This window comes from Catenulispora acidiphila DSM 44928, from assembly GCF_000024025.1.
In the GTDB taxonomy this organism is placed as follows: domain Bacteria; phylum Actinomycetota; class Actinomycetes; order Streptomycetales; family Catenulisporaceae; genus Catenulispora; species Catenulispora acidiphila.
This window is the reverse complement of record NC_013131.1, coordinates 9764907-9784310: the sequence shown is the minus strand read 5'-3', so window position 1 is coordinate 9784310 and position 19404 is coordinate 9764907. Positions and strand designations below refer to the sequence as shown.

Here is a 19404-nt window from a genome sequence, read left to right as displayed (position 1 = left end):
CGCTACCGGGTTCCGGGCGGGGGCCCGTCCTGCGCGCAGGTCAGGACCAGGTTCAGCAACCGGGCCGCCCCGGCCTTGTCCAGAGGGTTGTTCCCGTTGCCGCACTTCGGCGACTGCACGCACGACGGGCAGCCCTCCAGGCACTCGCACGCCGTGATCACGTCCCGCGTCGCCGTCAGCCACGCGACGGCCGCCCCGTAAGCCCGCTCGGAGAAGCCCGCACCGCCGGGGTGGCCGTCGTAGACGAACACCGTCAGCCGCTCGGTGTCCGGGTGCAGCGGGACCGAGACGCCGCCGATGTCCCAGCGGTCGCAGGGCGTGAACAGCGGCAGGAGGCCGATGGAGGCGTGCTCCGCGGCGTGCGCGGCGCCGGCGCTCATCGCGGCGTCGAGTTCGGCGTCGCGCAGGGCGGCGGGGTCGACGGTCCACCACACGGCGCGGGTGCGCAGGACGCGTTCGGGCAGTTCGAGCGGCTTGGTCTCGATGATCTGGCCGGTGCCGGCCTTGCGCTTCAGGTAGGAGACCACCTGCGTGCTCACCTCGACCGAGCCGAAGTGCAGGGACGCGTCGCCCCAGTCCTGGGTCTGCTCCGTGTCCAGGATGCTCACCTGGACCACGTCGCGGGCCATCGTGGTGTAGTCCGGGTTCGCGCGGTGGACCAGCGCTATGTTCTGCTCCAGGTCCAGCTTGTCCACCAGGTAGGTGTGGCTCTGGTGCAGGTACACGGCGCCGTCGTGCACCGTGGAGTGCGACGCGCCCTCGTCCACGGTCCCGAGCAGGCGGCCGGTCTGGTCCTCCACGATGCGGACCGACGCGCCGCCGGTACCGCGCAGGTCCGTCAGCGCGGAGGGACGCTCGCGCCGGGTCCAGTACCAGCCAGTCGGACGGCGGCGCAGGTACTCGCGGCGGGTGAGGTCGGTCAGCAGGGACTCCGTGGTCGGGCCGAAGAGTTCCAAGTCGCTATCGGTTAGGGGGAGTTCCGCTGCGGCGGCGCACAGGTGCGGCGCCAGGACGTAGGGGTTGTCCGGGTCCAGGACGGAGGCCTCGACCGGCCGGTCGAAGATCGACTCGGAGTGGTGGACCAGGTAGGTGTCCAGCGGGTCGTCGCGCGCGATGAGGACCGCGAGCGCTCCCTGTCCGGCGCGCCCAGCGCGACCCGCCTGTTGCCAGAGGGAGGCGCGGGTACCGGGGAACCCGGCCATCAGGACGGCGTCGAGCCCTGCGACGTCCACGCCGAGTTCGAGCGCGGTGGTGGCGGCCAGTCCGACGAGGGCGCCGTCCTTGGTCGGGTCCATGTGCAGGGCGGCTTCCAGGGCGCGGCGCTCGGTCTTCAGGTATCCGCCGCGGTACGCAGCGATGCGCTTGCCGTACCCGGTCCGTCGCTCCTCTAGGTAATCGCGTGTCTGCATCGACACCTGTTCGGCGCCTCGCCGGGAGCGGGTGAAGACCACTGTGCGGACGTCGTCCAGGACCAAGTCCGTCAGCAAGTCCGCGGCCTCCGCAGTCGCGGAGCGCCTAACCGGCGCTCCGCGTTCCCCGATAAGGGTCGTCAGGGGAGGTTCCCATAGGGCGAACACCAGTGGACCCCGCGGAGAGGAATCGTCGGTGACCGCCGAGACCTCAACCCCGGTGAGCCGCGAGGCCGACACAGCCGGGTCGGCGGTCGTGGCCGACGCCAGTATGAAAGTCGGACTGGAGCCGTAGCGCGCACAGATGCGGCGAAGCCTGCGCAAGACGGCCGCCACATGTGAGCCGAAGACACCTTTATAGGTATGGCACTCGTCGATGACGACATAACGCAGTTTGCGGAGGAAGGACGCCCAGCGCGCGTGTCCCGGCAGCATCGAGTAGTGCAGCATGTCGGGATTGCTCAGGACATAGTTCGCGTGCTGACGTACCCAGTCGCGGGCTTCGGCGTCCGTGTCGCCGTCCAGGAGCCCGGCGCGGACCCCCGGTACGTCCAAACGAGTGAGACGTCTGAGTTGGTCCGCTGCCAGCGCTTTTGTGGGCGCCAGGTACAGCGTGGTGCCCGCGTTCTCGCGGATCGCGGTCAGCGCCGGCAGCTGGAAGCCCATCGACTTGCCGGAGGCGGTGCCGGTGGCGAGCGTCACATGCCGCCCCTCGCGCGCCGCCTCGGCCGCGGCGACCTGGTGCCGCCAGGGCCGCGGGACGCCGCCGCCGTCGCGGAACCCCTGCACAACGGCCTCGTCGGCCCACTCCGGCCACTCGTCGTGCACCGCGTCCCGGGCCGGAACGACGCGCACATGCGTCACACGCTCCGCACGCGACGCGGGAACCGAGATCAGTCTCTCCAGCGTTGCCGGGATAGTGTCGTTCTCCTTACCGGCAGCACCGAGTACCGGGTCTGGTGTGGACACACCACCCGTGACGGGGTTTTGCTGATAAGGAGGAGTCGGCGACATCGCAGACCAGTATCCGACACGACGCACGACACGACACGACCTTCTTCCGACGAGGCGCGGCCCGCGACACCCGCTCGGGCGCGATCATCGGCGCAGTACGACGCACCATTAGAGGGCACTTGGCGCGAATCGTGGCCGAGTGTCACCCCGAGGTGATTGACTGTGCTCAAGCCCTGACCCGGGTGAAGCTGTATTTTGTGTTGCCGAGGACACACCTTTTCTCACCCCCGCCACGGCGGGAAGGCACCGTTTTGGAGGCCGGCAGTGGACCTGAAGCTGGAGACGCGAGACGAGAACGGCCGGACGATCGTCAAGGTCGGCGGGGAGATCGACGTGTACACCGCCCCGAAGCTCCGGGAACAGCTGGTCGAGCTGGTCGGCGCCGGGAAGTACCACCTGATCGTGGACATGGAGGACGTCGACTTCCTGGACTCGACCGGGCTGGGCGTCCTGGTCGGCGGGCTCAAGCGGGTCCGCGCGCACGACGGTTCGCTGCGCCTGGTGTGCACCCAGGAGCGGATCCTGAAGATCTTCCGGATCACCGGCCTGACCAAGGTTTTCCCGATCAGCGACAGCGTGGAGCAGGCCGTCACCGCCGTCGACTAGCCACATCGGCGGGCTCCCACCGCCGCGCCGTGCTTGTCAGCACTGTGCGGCGCGGGCCCGCCGTCCGGGCCGTTCCATCCCGCACTTGTTCCTAAGGGGTCTGCCAACATGGATGCGCAATCGTCGGCCGTCGGCACGGTGGCCAAGACGGAGAGCGCCACGGCCGTTCTGCTGCGGTTCACTCCGCAGCCCGAGCATGTCCGGACCGCGCGCCTGGTCGCGGTCGCCCACGCCCGCCGGGTCGGCGTGGAGGCCGGGCTCCTCGACGAGGTCCGCCTCGCCGTCGGCGAGGCCTGCTCCCGGGCCGTCGGCCTGCACCAGCGGCACTGTCCGGGCGAACCGGTCGTGGTGGTGCTGGACGCCGTCGACGAGTCCGGCTCAGGGCTGGTCGCCGACCGGTTCGTGGTGACGGTGGCCGACAAGGTCTCCGGCGCCGTGCCCAGTCCCCGGGACGGTGCCACCGCCCCGGCCGCCGAGGGTGAGACGGCGGTCGAGCCGGAGGACGAGGACGACCTCGACGACGCCGAGATGGGCCTGGCGGTCCTGACCGGACTGGTGGACGATCTGGACATCACCTCCGGTCCCGACGGCGGCGCGATCCGCATGGGATGGCCCGTCAAGGATTTCTGAACACTTATATGAGGAGCCGGTTTCGCCGGTCTCCCGACTAGGCCGATTCAGCTCCCGGCGGCGGGGCGCCTTCCCCTTGGCGCTTCGCCGCTTTCATGTGTATCCGGGCACATGAAGGGGTAGTCGCATTCACCAAACCGAGTGAAAAGTGTCCTTCATCACATAGCGATCCGTGAGGTCGGCGAAACGATCTGTTGACCGACCTGGACCTTTCGCGCGTAGACTCCCCTGCCATTGGCTGTGATCTGAGTTACACAGCGACGGAATACGGATCGTCACAGTGGAGGACGCATGCCGCAATTCGCGGACAGCGGCTCGACGGTGATCCCTTTGGCCGGGGGCAACCTCGCCTGGATCTTCGTGGTGGCCGTGATCGCCCTAGGTGCGCTTGGCGTCGCCGGCATCCTTGTCAAAGAGGTGCTGGCGGCCAGCGAGGGCACAGAGAATATGAAACGCATCGCGGCCGCGGTGCAAGAAGGCGCGTCCGCGTATCTCGCGCGGCAGTTCCGCACACTGGCGATCTTCGCGGCCGCGGCCTTCTTCCTGCTGCTGGCCCTGCCGGCCGACGACTGGTCGCAGCGCATCGGGCGCTCGGTCTTCTTCCTGGTCGGAGCCGCCTTCTCGGCCACGACCGGGTACGTCGGCATGTGGCTGGCGGTGCGCTCGAACGTCCGCGTGGCCGCGGCGGCGAACGAGTCCGGCTCGCCGCGGGCGATGCGGATCGCCTTCCGCACCGGCGGCGTGGTCGGCATGTTCACCGTCGGCCTGGGCCTGTTCGGCGCCGCGCTGGTGGTGCTCATCTACAAGGGCAACGCCCCGAACGTGCTCGAGGGCTTCGGCTTCGGCGCCGCCATGCTGGCCATGTTCATGCGTGTCGGCGGAGGCATCTTCACCAAGGCCGCGGACGTCGGCGCGGACCTGGTCGGCAAGATCGAGCAGGGTATCCCCGAGGACGACCCGCGCAACGCCGCGACCATCGCGGACAACGTCGGCGACAACGTCGGCGACTGCGCGGGCATGGCCGCGGACTTGTTCGAATCCTACGCGGTCATGCTGGTCGCCGCACTGATTCTGGGAAAGATCGCTTTCGGTACCCAGGGCTTGGTGTTCCCGCTCATGGTGCCGGCGCTCGGCGTGATCACCGCGGTCCTCGGCATCTTCACTGTGTCCCCGCGCACGGGGGACAAGAACGCGATGGCGGCGATCAACCGCGGCTTCTTCATCAGCGCCGTGGTAGCGGTGGTCCTGGTGGCGATCGCGGCGTTCACCTATCTGCCCGACAAGATCTCCAAGCTGGACCATGTCGACCCCGGCGTGCTGGCCGACGCCGCGACGAAGGATCCGCGCCTGATCGCCTTGGGCGCCGTGGTGATCGGCATCGTGGTGGCCGCGGTCATCCAGGTGCTGACCGGGTACTTCACCGAGACCACCCGGCGTCCGGTGCAGGACATCGGCAAGACCTCGCTGACCGGGCCGGCGACAGTGGTCCTGGCCGGCATCGGCATCGGGCTGGAGTCCGCGGTCTACTCGGCGCTGCTGATCGGCGGCGGCGTGTTCCTGGCGTACCTGCTCGGCGGCGCCTCGCTGACCCTGTCGCTGTTCGCGGTGGCCATGGCCGGCACGGGTCTGCTGACCACGGTCGGCGTCATCGTCGCGATGGACACCTTCGGCCCGGTCTCGGACAACGCGCAGGGCATCGCGGAGATGTCCGGCGACGTCGGGGAGGAGGGCGCGAAGGTGCTGACCTCGCTGGACGCGGTCGGCAACACCACCAAGGCGATCACCAAGGGCATCGCGATCGCGACCGCCGTGCTGGCCGCGACCGCGCTGTTCGGGTCGTTCACCCAGAAGATCACCGAGGCCGTGGGCAAGGTCCACGACCCCAAGCTGGGCAGCCCGGAGCAGGCGCTGCAGTTCGGCGGCGTCCTGAACATCGGCGACCCGCGGAACCTGTTCGGTCTGATGATCGGCGCGGCCGTGGTGTTCCTGTTCTCGGGCCTGGCGATCAACGCCGTGTCCCGGGCCGCGGGCGCGGTCGTGTACGAGGTCCGCCGCCAGTTCCGCGAGATCCCCGGCATCATGGACGGCACCGGGCGGCCCGAGTACGGCCGCGTGGTGGACATCGTCACGACCGACTCGCTGCGCGAGCTCATCACCCCGGGTCTGCTGGCGGTGATGGCGCCGATCGCGGTCGGCTTCACCCTCGGCGTCGGCGCGCTGGGCTCCTACCTGGCCGGCGTGATCGGCACCGGCGTCCTGATGGCGGTCTTCCTGTCGAACTCCGGCGGCGCCTGGGACAACGCCAAGAAGCTGGTCGAGGACGGCAACTTCGGCGGCAAGGGCTCCGAGGCGCACACCGCGACCATCGTCGGGGACACCATCGGCGACCCGTTCAAGGACACCGCCGGTCCCGCGATCAACCCGCTGATCAAGGTGATGAACCTGGTCAGCCTCCTGATCGCGCCCGCCGTGGTCCAGCTGTCGATCGGCACCTCGGCCAACGCCGCGGTCCGCGCCCTGATCGCCATCGCCGCGATCCTGGTGATCGTCGCCGCGGTCTGGAACAGCAAGCGCAAGTCGATCGCCGTCTCGGACTCCCACGGCGACTCTGGCGCCGGCTCCACGCCGGTCACCGGCGTCGGCGCGGCCGTCGAGGCAGCGGCCCCGGCCGCCCCCGGCGCACCGCGCAACGGCGACGAGGACACCTCGATGGAGGCTTCCGCGCAGTCGATCTGAGCGGCGGCTTCTGGAGTTCTCTCCTATTAATGGGGCGCCCTCGGCCTTCGGGTCGGGGGCGCCCCATTTCGGGTGATTCCCAGTGGTGCACGCCAGACCTTTGAAGTACTTTTGAAGTCATGGCGACCACCAGTGAATCCGTGCCGTTCTCCGAGCTGATCCAGCATCCCCGCGAGACCACGTCGCGGCTGGATCGGGCCGAGACGCTGCGCCTAGTGCGTCGGAACCAGCCGGATCTGATGTTGGTCGCCGCCGAGCGTGCCGAGCGTGACGCCGAGATCTTCGACGTCACGACCCGCCTGTTGGTCGGCATAATCGCCCGGGAGCCCGCGCCCGAGGTGCTTCGCAGCTCGGTGCTCGGCGTCTTCGCCTGGACGAGGTTCCTTCCGGACGCCGCCGTCGACGAATTCCTGGCCGAGCTCGTCGGCGTCGCCCGGGCCTCCGCCGAGATCCGCAACCTGCGCCCGGTCGCCCAGGTGATCGTCGAGTGGCAGCACACTGCCGAGATCCACGCCGACCCCGAGCTGTACCGGATGCTGACGCGCGAGTTCTCCCCAGAGGACGACTTCGGGCCGGTGGATGTGCCGGCTCAGCCGGGCCAGGAAGCCGGATGAGCCCGAAACGCCACGACGATGTGGCACCCCCGGTAGTCGAGGGTGAGTGGCGGATCCGGTATGCGAACACCGAATCGGTCGACGGCTGGCGGGACTTGTGCGGCAAGGCTCCGGGAAATACGAGGCGGGCGTATGAGACGATCCGCTCGAATCCCAGGCCCACGGAACCAACAGCCAGGCACCACCAACTGAAGTACGAACTCGCGTTCGTGGTCAGGGGTGGAGTGCGTATAGAGCATTGGCAGTACGAGGTCACCGGTGCAGGACGGATCTGGTACCACATCGATGTCGTGAAGCGGACGCTCTGGCTGGACTTCGCCGGACTCGGCCACCCGAAGGCCACCGACTGATCCGCCTCGTTTTTGGCCGACAATGGACCCATGGAGAAGCTGCGCGAAGCCCTGATCAAGGCCGACTACACCGTGGACGGGGTCCTGGAGGTCCTCGGTCCGCTCGCTTATGCGGCGCTGGCTCGGAGCGAGAGTGTGCCGGCGCTGCGGGCTACGGCTGGGGGTTCGCCGGTGGAGAGTCTGGTTCGGCTCTTTCTGCTGCAGCAGGCGGTGGATCGCAAGGCGGTCGAGGCGGCGTTGCCGGTTGCGGAGGCGGTGGCTGCGGGGCTGGTCGCGGTTGATGGAGAGCAGGTGCGGGCGGCTATCGACATCCGGCCGTATGGCGACGATGACGGGCATGACTGGTACCTGGTCTCCGACCTGTCGGGTGGGCTGCACGCGCAGGGGCAGGGCCATCCGGTGCGCGAGGATCACGTGCTGGGGGTCGGGGGTGCGTCCACCACGCTGGCGCAGCTCACCATTCGGGACCAGTTCGGGTCCGCGCTGGACGTCGGGACCGGGGGCGGGGTGCAGGCGCTGCACCTGTCGACGCACGTCGAGCGGGTGGTCGGCAGCGACCGGAACCCGCGGGCGCTCAAGCTGGCGCGGCTCACGCAGCAGCTCTCCGGGGTCGGTCCGTTCGACCTGCGCGAGGGTTCCCTGTTTGAGCCGGTTGAGGGAGAGCGGTTCGATCTGGTCGTCTCCAATCCGCCGTTCGTCATCTCGCCGGACAACGGCGCTCAGGGCGGCCGCTTCGTCTACCGCGACTCCGGGCTGCCGGCTGACGAGGTGTGCCGCCGGCTGGTCAGCAACGCCCACCGCCACCTGGCCGAGGACGGGTGGTGCCAGGTGCTGGCCAACTGGCTGCACGTGGACGGCGTGGACTGGCGCGAGCGGGTCGCCGAGTGGGTGCGGGACACCGGCTGCGACGCGTGGGTGGTGCAGCGGGAGGCGCAGGACCCGGCCGAGTACGTCGAGCTCTGGCTGCGCGACTCCGGCGAGTACGGCACCCCGGACTACCCGCAGCGCTATGACGCCTGGCTGGACTACTTCGAGCAGAACCGGGTCAGCGCGATCGGCTTCGGCTGGATCACGCTGCACAACGCCGGCGCCGAGAGCCCGCTGATGCGGCTGGAGGAGATCTCGCACCCGGTGGAGCAGCCGCTCGGGCCGCACATCCCCAGCTGGTTCGCCCGGCACGACTTCCTGCGGGGCACCGACGACGAGGAGCTCATGCGGCGCAAGCTGGCCGTCGCGCCGGACGTGCGCTGGGAGCAGGTCGCGCGCCCGACGTACGAGGGCGGCAGCGGCTGGGGCAGCGACTCCTCGCGGCTGAGCCAGCAGGAGGGCTTCATGCGCTCGGCGGACATCGACCCGGTCGGCGCGGCCGTGGTCGGCGCCTCGGACGGGGAGACTCCGCTCGGGGAAATCCTGGACGCTGTCGGCGAACGCTACGGAATCGACGGCCGGAGCCTGCGCACCGGAGCCGTCGAGGCCATCCGGGGGCTGGTGGAGGACGGTTATCTGTTCCCCGTGGCCTAGGCCGCACCCGGGCCCGCCATCAGCGTCGATGCCCTCAACACCGGTTGTCCTGCGTCACATCCGTCCCACCTCTGGTGTTTTCCGGTTCCGTCCTATACGCCAGTTCGGGTTAACGTTCGGTTGTACGCCGACCATTCAAGACAACGAGTAGGACACAGTAGACAGCGCGGAGACGTACGGCTGAGGTACGGTCACTCTCCGTTGGTGTCGCGGTATCCGGACGACGTGTCGCGCCGCGGTGTGCGGGGTACGCCCAAGCGCGTATCCCTTGGGGCTAGAGGCTGGGAAGCAGAGGTAACGGTGGCAGGCAAGGGTTCAGCGGACTCGCGCGGCTCGACGCGCCGGCTGGTCATCGTCGAGTCGCCGGCCAAGGCGAAGACGATCAAGGGCTACCTCGGTGCGGGCTACACCGTCGAGGCCTCCGTCGGCCACATCCGGGACCTGCCGGCCGGCGCGGACGAGGTGCCGGAGAAGTACAAGGGCACCTCCATGGGCCGGCTCGGCGTGGACGTGGACGGCGACTTCGAGCCGCTGTACCTGGTCAACGCCGACAAGCGCAAGCAGGTCGCCAAGCTCAAGGACCTGCTCAAGGAAGCCGACGAACTCCTGCTCGCCACCGACGAGGACCGCGAGGGCGAGGCCATCGCCTGGCACCTGCAGGAGGTGCTCAAGCCCAAGGTCCCCTCCAAGCGCATGGTGTTCCACGAGATCACCCGCGAGGCGATCCAGCAGGCCGTCAGCAACACCCGCGACATCAACCTGCAGCTGGTCGACGCCCAGGAGACCCGGCGCATCCTGGACCGGCTCTACGGCTACGAGGTCTCCCCGGTGCTGTGGAAGAAGGTCCGCACCGGGCTGTCCGCCGGCCGCGTGCAGTCCGTGGCCACCCGGATGGTGGTGGACCGGGAGCGGGAGCGCATTGCGTTCACCGCGGCCGAGTACTGGGACCTGACCGGCTCCTTCGAGACCCTGAAGGCGCCGGCGCCGGGCGATCCGCGCGGGATGACGGCGCGGCTGGCCTCCGTGGACGGCAAGCGCGTCGCCTCCGGCCGCGACTTCGGACCGGACGGGCAGCTCAAGTCCGGCAGCCAGAACGTCGCCCACCTCACCGAGGTCACCGCCAAGGCGCTGGCCGCGGCGCTGCGGGACGCCGACTTCAGCGTGCGCGGCGTGGAGCGCAAGCCCTACCGGCGCTCGCCGTACGCCCCGTTCCGGACCACCACGCTGCAGCAGGAGGCCAGCCGCAAGCTCGGCATGGACTCCAAGCGCACCATGCGGGTCGCGCAGAGCCTGTACGAGAACGGCTACATCACTTATATGCGTACTGACAGCATCACGCTGTCGGACACCGCGCTGAACGCCTCGCGGACCCAGGTGCGCGAGCTGTACGGCGCCGACTACCTGCCGGACGTCCCGCGCCGCTACGACTCCAAGGTGAAGAACGCGCAGGAGGCGCACGAGGCGATCCGCCCCTCCGGCGACACGTTCCGCACCCCGGCGCAGACCGGCCTGAAGGGCGACGAGTTCCGCCTGTACGAGCTGATCTGGATGCGCACCGTCGCCTCGCAGATGAAGGACGCGACCGGGCACACCGTGACGGTGAAGGTCGGCGGCGCCGCCTCCGACGGCCGGGACGTGGAGTTCAGCGCCAGCGGCCGCATCATCTCCTTCCACGGCTTCCTGAAGGCCTACGTGGAGGGCACCGACGACCCGGACGCCGCGCTGGACGACTCCGAGCAGCGGCTGCCGGCCGTGGCCGAGGGCGACGCGCTGACCACCACCAAGGTCACCGCGGACGGGCACTCGACCAAGCCGCCGGCGCGCTTCACCGAGGCCTCGCTGATCAAGGAGATGGAAGAGCGCGAGATCGGCCGGCCCTCGACGTACTCCACGATCCTGGGCACGATCCTGGACCGCGGGTACGCCTTCAAGAAGGGCACGGCGCTGGTCCCGTCCTACATCGCCTTCGCGGTGGTCGGGCTGCTCGAGAACCACTTCGGCGACCTGGTGAACTACGAGTTCACCGCGCGCATGGAGGACGACCTGGACCGCATCGCCCGCGGCGAGGCGCAGCGCGTCCCGTGGCTGCGGCGCTTCTACTTCGGCCCGACCGGCGAGGAGCCGGGCGCCGCCCCGGCCGCGCTGAAGAGCGGCGGCGGCGACGGCGCGGTCTTCGACCACCTCGGCGGCCTGAAGGACCTGGTCACCGACCTGGGCAACATCGACGCCCGGGAGGTGAACTCCTTCCCGGTGGGCGAGGACGGCATCATCCTGCGCGTGGGCCGCTTCGGCCCGTACATCGAGCGCAACCTGGAGGACGGAACCCAGCAGCGCGCGAGCGTCCCGGACGACCTGCCGCCGGACGAGCTGACCCCGGCCTTCGCCGAGGAGCTGTTCCTGCAGCCCAGCGGCGACCGCGAACTCGGCAAGGACCCCTCGACCGGGTTCGAGGTCGTGGCCAAGGCCGGCCGCTTCGGCCCGTACGTCACCGAGATCCTCCCCGAGGGCACCCCGACCCGCGGCAAGAACGCGGTGAAGGCCCGCACCGGCTCGCTGTTCAAGAACATGGGCCTGGACACCGTGACGCTGGAGGAGGCGCTGCAGCTGCTGTCGCTGCCGCGCGTCGTCGGCGCCGACCCGGAATCCGGCGAGGAGATCACGGTCCAGAACGGCCGCTACGGCCCGTACCTGAAGAAGGGCGCGGACTCCCGCTCGATCACCTCCGAGGAGCAGATCTTCACGATCACCCTCGAGGAAGCCCTCGAGATCTACAAGCAGCCCAAGGCCCGCGGCCGCGGCGCCGCCAAGCCGCCGCTGCGCGAGATGGGCCCGGACCCGGTCTCCGGCAAGCCGATCGTGATCAAGTCGGGCTTCTACGGCGAGTACCTGACCGACGGCGAGACCAACGTGACCATCCCCAAGAGCGAGACGGTCGAGGACATCACCCCGGCGAGGGCCTACGAGCTCCTCGCCGAGAAGCGCGCCAAGGGACCGGCGAAGAAGACGGCGAAGAAGGCGCCCGCGAAGAAGACCGCCGCGAAGAAGACGGCGGCTTCGTCGGGGACGAAGACCGCGAAGGCCACGGCCGCGAAGAAGACCGCCGCGAAGAAGACGGCGAATTCGGGGACGAAGTAGGGCAGGTCGGGGTGGCGGTTCGGCCGTCACTCCGAGGAGTGAACGCGGTCGGCTTTTCTTCGCTCTTCCGAGTGAAGAAAAGCCTTGATGTCCGTGATGCCAAGCGCCGATCTAGCTGCTTTTCGTAGCATCGGGGCATGAGCTCGGCAGCCGCACCCTCCGCTTCGGAATGGTCTGCGGGAGCGTCTGCTCAAGAGGATTGGCCGAGTTGGATCATTCCTCCCGCTGGCGGTTTCACCTCCGCCGACCTCGAGCGGTTGGCTGAGCTCCCTGCTCACACCGAACTGCTCAACGGAAGCCTGGTCTTCGCGTCTCCGCAAGGTGCTTGGCACAGCTTGGTGATGTTCTTCCTCCGCACGGTGCTGCGGTCGAGCGCGCCGGAGGGCTGGCGTGTCACCCATGAGATGACCGTGTGGCTGGACGACCGGAACCGGCCCGAGCCCGACGTCCTCGTGGTCGCCGCCTCGGCGATGCGCCCTGACATGAGCGAGACCTTCTATCGCCCCGAGGACATCGCGCTGGCCATCGAGATCGTCTCGCCGGAGTCCGTCGAGCGCGATCATGAGGTCAAGTCGCCGAAGTACGCGCGAGCCGGGATCAAGAACTTGTGGCTCGTCGAGCGGGACGGCGAGGGGATGATCGCCTATGTGTACGTCCTTGACCCGCTCACGGGCGACTACAGTCTGGTCGGCACTTTCGGCGAGCGGCTGAAGGTCTCGGTGCCGTTCGACATCGACATCGACTTCACCAGGCTCGACGAATACGACTGATCGATTTCCTTGCCGCGTTCCGCCGACCGGGCGCGGAGCGGACCGGTCATAATGACGCGCATGAGTTCGAGCACGCGGCCGGCCCATGGCGTCGTCGTCCGGGAGGCGGTGGCGGGGGATGCCGAGGGGATCGGGCGGGTGCGGCATGCGGCGTGGCAGGTTGCGTATTCGGGGTTGATGCCGGCGGACTATCTGGCCGGGTTGTCCGTGGACGGGTTCGTGCTCAGTGCGCGGCGGATGCTGGTCGATCGGGCGGCGCGGCGGGTGGCGGTGCTGGTCGCCGAGGTCGGCGGGGTGGTGTCGGGGTTCGCCTCGGTGGGTCCGAGCCGGGATGCCGACGAGAGCGAGGGCAGCGTGGGGGAGCTGTACGCCATATACGTCGACCCCGCGATGTGGCGGCTCGGGGTCGGGGCGCGGTTGCAGGATGTCGCGCTGCGGCGGCTGCGGGACGAGGGGTACCGCGAGGCGACGCTGTGGGTGCTGGCGACCAACGGGGCGTCGCGGGCGTTCTACGAGCACACCGGGTGGCGGCACGACGGCGGGGTCTCCGGCTTCGAGGCCGGCGCCGAGGTGCTGGACGAGACGCGGTACCGCAGAACTTTGTGATCTTCCTTTCGGGGCGGGGTGTGCCCTCCTGGATTCCCTCGTTCGGTGGAAACCTCCGACTCTCTGACCACGCCTGCCGCGATACGCGCTTTTTGTGATGAAAGGTCGCCCATGACTGTGGGTAGCTCATCCCACAGCCATTCGGACACTCACTCACTCGGGCGGCGCGGAAGGAGTTCGGCATGCGGGGTCGCGGGCACGGCCGGCGGGCGACGCTCGTCACGGCCACGGTCCTGACCGTGGCGCTGCTCGGTGCCGCGGCGCATGCCGACCCGGGAACCCCGGTGGTCCCCGGCCAGGGCGACATCGACCGGGCCAAGGCCGCCGTCAGCGACCGGCAGTCGGCCGCGGCCCAGATCCAGCAGGCGCTGGACGCGGCGAACGGCCGCCTGCACTCGCTCCAGGCGCGCGCCGGGCTGGCGGCGGAGGCGTACGACACCGCCGTGGCGCAGGCGGCGGCCGCGGCGCGGGCCGCCGACGCCGCCCGGACCCGCGCCGCGACCACGCTGGACGCGCAGCACCAGGCCGAGCAGCGGCTCGGCGCCTTCGCCGCCGCGACGTACCGGCAGGGCCCGGACATGGCGGCGGCGCTGACGCTGCTGCGCGCCGGCTCGCTTCACGACTTCGCCGTCCAGCGGCAGGCGCTGGCGAACCACGACGCCGCCGAGGCGCTGGCGGTGACCGACGCCCGGCAGGCGACGACGGCCGCGACGGCGGCTCGCCGCGGCGCCGACCAGACGGCGGCCGAGCAGCGGCGCGCGGAGGCGCAGGCGCAGAGCGCGCTGGGCGCGGCGCGGACGGCGGCGTCCGACGCGCAGAGCCAGGTCGCGGGCATCCAGGCGCAGCAGGACGGGCTGCTGCGGCAGCTGGCGGCGGCGCAGGGCGTCGAGGTCGGGCTGGAGCGGCAGCGCGAGGCCGGGCTGGCGGCGCTCGCGGCGCAGCAGGCGGCGGCTCGGCAGGCGGCAGCGGCTGCGGCGTCCCCTGCCGGGGCGGGGCACACGCAGTCGCATACCTCGTCGAACGGCCGTGGCGGGACGTGGACGCCGAGCGCTTCGGTGTCGGCGGGTCCCGTGCCGTACGCCCAAGGCGCCGTCCGCCAGATGCTGGCCTACATCTACGCGCAGCTCGGCAAGCCCTACGTCTGGGGCGGCGCGGGTCCGGACGTCTTCGACTGCTCAGGCCTGGCGATGCGCGGTCTGGAAGCCGGCGGCTGGTCCTTCCCGCACCCGGCGCAGTGGCAGTACCTGGCGATGCACTCGCTCAGCTACAACCAGCTCCGGCCCGGCGACCTGGTCTTCTGGGCCGAGGATCCCAGCGACCCGCACACCATCTACCACGAGGCGATCTTCATCGGGAACGACCGCATCATCCAGGCGCCGCACCCCGGCGGCGTGGTCGAGCAGCAGTCGCTGTGGATCAACGGCCCGCCCAGCTTCTACGGACGGCCGTGAAAGCGGGCCCGGCCGCTGTCGGTTCCGCGTTTCCATGTCCCCGTCCGAATTTCCGTGGCCCCCGCTGGTCCCTTGGGTCATGCTTCGCGGAACCGCAGCTCAGCTTGCCCGCTCGCTCGAGTGACGTCTGCCGCCGTGCGTGGAAGCCGCCGGACGAGGACGGGCCCCAGGAAGGCGACGCCCAGGCTCCCGTTGAACAGGACGAAGGTGACGATGTCGAAGCCCTGCCGCCCGACGAGCGATGCCATGAGATAGGTGAGGCCGGGTACGGCGGAGGCCATCAGCGTCACCACCAGGGGCGCGGTGCGCTGCATGCCGATCTGGAGCACGTACAGGGGAAGGGCTGCGCCGAGCACCGCGACCGCCGCGATGAATGCGACGCTCGACCCGGCCCAACCGCCCGCAGGTCGGCTGCCGGACACCAGAACTGCCAGCGCAAGCAGATACGTGAGGTGGAAACGGTGGGCGGTTACCTGCGCGGGAGAGACGCGCAGTTGGCCAAGGCGGTGTGAGAGGGCTGCGATCCCTGCCGCCGAGCACCCGGCGACGGCAGCGATCCCCACCCCGCCCAGCAGCAACGCCGGGGATTCGACCCGGCCGTTCGAGGCCATCCGGCATCCCGCGAGCAGTGCCAGGAGCAGGGACAGCGCGCCAAGGCTTATCTCGACCAGGCGGCGCACGCCGCCGGAGCGCCGGATCAGCAGGCAGGCCAGGGCGAGTGGCCCGATGCCCGTCTCGACCGCGGAAGCCAGGGGCGCCGGGATCACCGAGAGGGACCAGTAGAAACCGAGAAACGTCACGGCGGTGGCCACATTGAGCAGCAGCATCAGCCGAAGTCGCGCACCGCGTAGCGGCTGACGGTCCTCGCTCGCTCGAAATCTGGTGGCCAGGCCGAACACGAGCGCTGAGGTGCCGAAGGCGAGGAAGGAGAGCAGCACGCTCTCGGCGCCGCTGAGGTGGTCCGACAATAGCCCGTTCGACAGGGCCTGCAGCGTGATCGCGATGGTGACGAGCAGCGATCCACCCATGGCACGTCCTAACCATCTATTTGCTTCACTGGTTATTCCTCGGACTGGGAGTCTTGCACGGCCAGACCCGCGGAGACAACCGGTCATCGCGATAGCCGGTGTAACCTGGGTTTCAAGGCCCCGTTCGGCCACGCCTCGGGAAGGGGTGCACCCGTGCTCGAACCGCCACCGACCGCTCAACTGATCGAGGCGTTCGCGAATTCGCTCAACCTCGAGTACGGCACCGACGCCCTCGATACACCCGGCAGGCTGGCCGATTGGCTCCTCGCGCACGGTCTGCTCGAGCACCACCTGCACCTGGACCCCGAGGTGCACGCCCAGTACCTCGCGCTGCGAGGCGGTATCCGCGAAGAGCTTGGCGTGAACGTCGGGGTGAGCCCCGCGGTCGACGCCGTCGAGGCGGCCGACGCGGTTCTACGCGCCCTGCCGCTGCACGCGAGCATCCAGGATGCCCCGCTCAGCCCGAGCCCGGGACTGCCACAGTCACAGCAACCGCTCGCCACCCTCGCCCTGACCTGGACGCAGCTGCGTCTGACCGGCGACGCCCTACGCCTCAAACGCTGCGCAGAGCACACCTGCGAACTCGTCTTCTGGGACCTGTCGAAGAATCACAGCCGCAGGTGGTGTTCCATGCGCGTATGCGGCAACCGGGTCAAATCCCGCGCCTACGCAGCCCGCAAGGCCGCCCCTGAGGAAATGACACGATCCGCGGATCGATCAAGGTGACACAAGGACCGGACCCCTAGGTACGAGCAGTTCACGGCATCGCCATGGGACAGCGAAACACGGAACCTACAGTCGCGCGCCGATAGCGTGGCAGCATGCCGATTCCCGAGTTCATCGTCGCGATCCGCACGAAGATCGGCCACGACCTCCTGTGGCTCCCCGGGGTCACCGGCCTCGTGGTCGACGACGAGCAGCGGGTGCTCCTGGTCCGGCGCGCCGACACCCTCGAGTGGACCCTCGTCTCGGGCTGCCTGGACCCGGGCGAGCAGCCCGCGGCGGGCATCGTGCGCGAGATCGACGAGGAGACCGGCGTGACGGCGCGCGCCGAACGCGTGCTGGCGGTGGACGCCACAGGGCAGTTCACGCACCCCAACGGCGACGAGACGGTGTTCATGGACGTGGTCTTCGTCTGCACCCCGACCGGCGGCTCCGCACGGGTCAACGACGACGAGTCGGTCGACGTGGGATGGTTCCCGATCGCGGACCTGCCCGAGCTGCCGGCGCGGCATCAGGCCTATGTGAAGCGCTATCTCGACGGCGGGGAAGCTGCGTGGTTCGCGCAGGCGTGAGGCTGATCGCGCCGCCAAGCACACCGCATCACCGCCTCAGCGCATCACGCATCAGCGCCTCAGCAGTGGCACAACAGCCGCACGACCAGGCAATCCTCGTCCAGCTCCTCGAGGTACGCGGTGGACCGGCGCGCGAAGGTGTCGCTCTCCTCGTCCGCGTCGTCGCTGTAGGGCTTGATGCCGATCCACTCGCCCTCGAGGGTCAGGAGCGCGGCGCGGGCGACGGCCCAGGTCTCCGCGAGTTCGAAGCTGTGCTCGGCGTCGCGGCGGTAGATGGTGATCGGGTCCGTGTCCGGGCCGAGGACCCAGGCGCCGAGGTTCGGGTAGCGCTCGAAGACGGACTTGTGGTTCAGGGCTTTGATGAGGGGTTGCGCGTGGTGGTCCGCGACGGCCTCGGTGCGGGGGTAGCCCTCGGGGTCGGCGGCGTGGCGGGCCAGGAAGGCGGTGAGGGGTTCGGCCGGCGGGTGGTCGGCGACCAGGCGCTCGAAGTCGCGGTGCTGGGCCTGCCAGTAGGTCCGGGCCTCGGCGCGGGCGGCTCGGCGGCAGGCGTCGAAGTCCAGGAGGCCGCGCGGGCCGCCGTCGCAGCGGAGGGGTTCGTGGGGGGTGCCGACGATGACCGGGTCGGCGTGGATCAGGCGCGGGTCGCCGTCGTGGCGGGGCTGGACGGCGAAGCGCTGGCGGCCGGCGTCGACGCGGTACCAGTCCCAGGTCGCGTCGGGGTCGAAGGACTCGCCGCGGTTCATGTCGAACGGCGCCATCGCCTCGGCCAGCGCGCCCTCGACGTCGGTCAGCGCCGACGGCGGCAGGCAGACGTTGACCCGGTACTTGCTCATTGCTGCGGTCCCTCTCGCCGGTCGCGGAGGGCCCGATGCTAGCCGGGAGCGGGCGCCGCCTGCCAGCCGGCGTGTCAGGGTTCGTGGTGTCAGGGTCCGTGGTGTCAGGGCTCGGATCGCCGGGCGGCGGCCGCCCACCGCGCGACCGGCGCCATCGCCAGCCCGGCGAGCGCGAACACCGCGCCGAGTACCGCCCACCCGGCCAGCCCGTGCCGGATCGCGGTCTGCGTGACCACGAGCGGCCCGGCCATCTGCCCCGCCGCCGTCCCGGCGTTGAACGCACCCTGATACGCCCCGACCGCGCGCTCGTCGGCCAGGTCGTAGCTCAGGGTCCAGGCGCCGGCCTGGTTCAGCATCTCCCCGGCGGTCAGGAGCAGGGCCGCGACCAGCAGCACCGCGACCGCCGCGACCGGTGAGAGTCCCTTGGCGCACGCCGTCACCACACACGCGGCGGCGAGGATGAGCGCCCCGACCCACGTCGCCCGCGCCGCCGCCGCGATCCCCGCCACCCCGCGCGCCACGCGGACCTGGAACAGCGCGACCAGCACGGTGTTGAGGATCAGCATCCCGGAGACCATGAACCGCGGCGCGCGGGTGTCCTGGAGCAGCCACAGCGGGAGGCCGATGTCGAAGAAGGCGAACTGGAGCGTCATGACGGCGTTGAGCGCCGAGACCGCTTGGTAGGAGCGCGCTACGCGGATCCTCGTGGAACGACGGGAAGCGGGAGCGTCAGGGATCTTGGCGTCACGCACCGGCTTGCTCACCGACTCGCGCACCGGCTCGCGCAGCGCGATCCCCGGCAACAGCACCACGACGCCCACGAAACTGAGCGCGTTGCTCAGGATCGCCGCCTGGAACAGCCACCGGCTGTCCGCCTGCAACACCAGCGCGGCGGCTGCGGCTCCGACGCCGATCGCCACGTTCGTCACCGCCCGGATCGCCGCTCGGTCCGCGACCCGCGTCTCCGGGTTGAAGGCTTGCGCGTACAACGCCTGACGCACCGCCGACGCCGCGCGATCCACAGCTGTGGACAGACACGCGACCACCGCGAACGCCCAGAACGACGTGCAGAAAGCCAGCGCGCCGAGGGTCACCGCCTCGGCGAGGAGCAGCAGCGTGTACACCGGCTTGATCCCGAACCGGTCCGCCGCGCGCCCCGCCGGCAGGCTCGCCAGCACCCCGGCGAGCCCGGCGACGGTGAGGACGACGCCGACCCGCGAGGCGCCGAAGCCGAGGGTCCGGGTGAAGTAGAGGGCTGCGACGGTCAGGTACAGGCCGTTCCCGAAGCTGCTGACGAACGTCGCGATCTCAAGCCGGCGGCGCGGGTTCGGCGGCGGGGGAAGTGAAGCCGCGCCCGAGTCCGTCCCCGGTGGCCGCGTGGAAGCCGTAGTCATGCGCTCAGCACA

The 19404-nt window shown here is 70.0% G+C and carries 16 protein-coding genes; 12 read left to right on the top strand and 4 right to left on the bottom strand.

From position 1 onward, the window contains the following. Positions 1 to 2 precede the first annotated feature (2 nt). Entirely contained in the window at positions 3 to 2423 is a 2421-nt protein-coding gene (locus CACI_RS41765) for a DEAD/DEAH box helicase (RefSeq protein WP_015796999.1), read from the bottom strand. A gap of 264 nt (positions 2424 to 2687) precedes the next feature. Between CACI_RS41765 and CACI_RS41760 the strand changes: the two genes are divergently transcribed. From CACI_RS41760 to CACI_RS41715, 10 genes are all read left to right on the top strand, one after another. Next, positions 2688 to 3029, top strand: coding sequence for an anti-sigma factor antagonist (locus tag CACI_RS41760; RefSeq protein WP_015796998.1), 342 nt, complete (start codon positions 2688 to 2690; stop codon positions 3027 to 3029). Positions 3030 to 3137: 108 nt separating this feature from the next. Then, positions 3138 to 3659, top strand: coding sequence for an ATP-binding protein (locus CACI_RS41755; protein WP_015796997.1), 522 nt, complete (start codon positions 3138 to 3140; stop codon positions 3657 to 3659). A 291-nt stretch (positions 3660 to 3950) separates the two neighbouring features. Next, the gene (locus CACI_RS41750) at positions 3951 to 6395 is read left to right on the top strand and encodes a sodium-translocating pyrophosphatase (RefSeq protein ID WP_015796996.1); all 2445 of its coding nucleotides are present in this window, start codon (positions 3951 to 3953) and stop codon (positions 6393 to 6395) included. A 119-nt stretch (positions 6396 to 6514) separates the two neighbouring features. Then, on the top strand, positions 6515 to 7009 hold the full coding sequence (locus tag CACI_RS41745; protein ID WP_015796995.1) for a DUF6247 family protein: 495 nt from the start codon (positions 6515 to 6517) through the stop codon (positions 7007 to 7009). Next, positions 7006 to 7359 carry a hypothetical protein gene (locus CACI_RS41740; protein WP_015796994.1) on the top strand — a complete coding sequence of 118 codons (354 nt, stop codon included), beginning with the start codon at positions 7006 to 7008 and terminating at the stop codon, positions 7357 to 7359. Before CACI_RS41745 ends, CACI_RS41740 begins: the two co-directional genes overlap by 4 nt. Positions 7360 to 7389: 30 nt before the next feature. Next, positions 7390 to 8880, top strand: coding sequence for a DUF7059 domain-containing protein (locus tag CACI_RS41735; protein ID WP_015796993.1), 1491 nt, complete (start codon positions 7390 to 7392; stop codon positions 8878 to 8880). Between the two features lie 300 nt (positions 8881 to 9180). Then, entirely contained in the window at positions 9181 to 12015 is a 2835-nt protein-coding gene (gene topA, locus CACI_RS41730) for a type I DNA topoisomerase (RefSeq protein ID WP_015796992.1), read from the top strand. A 137-nt stretch (positions 12016 to 12152) separates the two neighbouring features. Continuing rightward, positions 12153 to 12785: a Uma2 family endonuclease gene (locus tag CACI_RS41725; protein WP_083795991.1), complete on the top strand. Its 633-nt coding sequence runs from the start codon at positions 12153 to 12155 to the stop codon at positions 12783 to 12785. A gap of 60 nt (positions 12786 to 12845) precedes the next feature. Beyond that, on the top strand, positions 12846 to 13391 hold the full coding sequence (locus CACI_RS41720) for a GNAT family N-acetyltransferase (RefSeq protein WP_041543877.1): 546 nt from the start codon (positions 12846 to 12848) through the stop codon (positions 13389 to 13391). A gap of 182 nt (positions 13392 to 13573) precedes the next feature. Beyond that, entirely contained in the window at positions 13574 to 14842 is a 1269-nt protein-coding gene (locus CACI_RS41715) for a C40 family peptidase (protein ID WP_015796989.1), read from the top strand. Between the two features lie 77 nt (positions 14843 to 14919). On the opposite strand, the gene CACI_RS41710 is transcribed toward CACI_RS41715, so the two are convergent. Next, positions 14920 to 15870 (bottom strand): DMT family transporter, encoded by a 951-nt coding sequence (locus tag CACI_RS41710; RefSeq protein WP_015796988.1) that lies wholly within the window; start codon positions 15868 to 15870, stop codon positions 14920 to 14922. Positions 15871 to 16023: 153 nt separating this feature from the next. Between CACI_RS41710 and CACI_RS41705 the strand changes: the two genes are divergently transcribed. Together CACI_RS41705 and CACI_RS41700 are read left to right on the top strand one after the other, a co-directional pair. After that, a complete protein-coding gene (locus CACI_RS41705; RefSeq protein WP_015796987.1) occupies positions 16024 to 16596 on the top strand; it encodes a CGNR zinc finger domain-containing protein in 573 nt (190 codons plus the stop codon). A gap of 95 nt (positions 16597 to 16691) precedes the next feature. After that, a complete protein-coding gene (locus tag CACI_RS41700; protein WP_015796986.1) occupies positions 16692 to 17165 on the top strand; it encodes an NUDIX hydrolase in 474 nt (157 codons plus the stop codon). 59 nt (positions 17166 to 17224) lie between these two features. On the opposite strand, the gene CACI_RS51820 is transcribed toward CACI_RS41700, so the two are convergent. Continuing rightward, positions 17225 to 17998 (bottom strand): hypothetical protein, encoded by a 774-nt coding sequence (locus tag CACI_RS51820; RefSeq protein WP_015796985.1) that lies wholly within the window; start codon positions 17996 to 17998, stop codon positions 17225 to 17227. 104 nt (positions 17999 to 18102) lie between these two features. Continuing rightward, positions 18103 to 19392: an MFS transporter gene (locus tag CACI_RS41690; RefSeq protein WP_015796984.1), complete on the bottom strand. Its 1290-nt coding sequence runs from the start codon at positions 19390 to 19392 to the stop codon at positions 18103 to 18105. Positions 19393 to 19404: the final 12 nt, after the last annotated feature.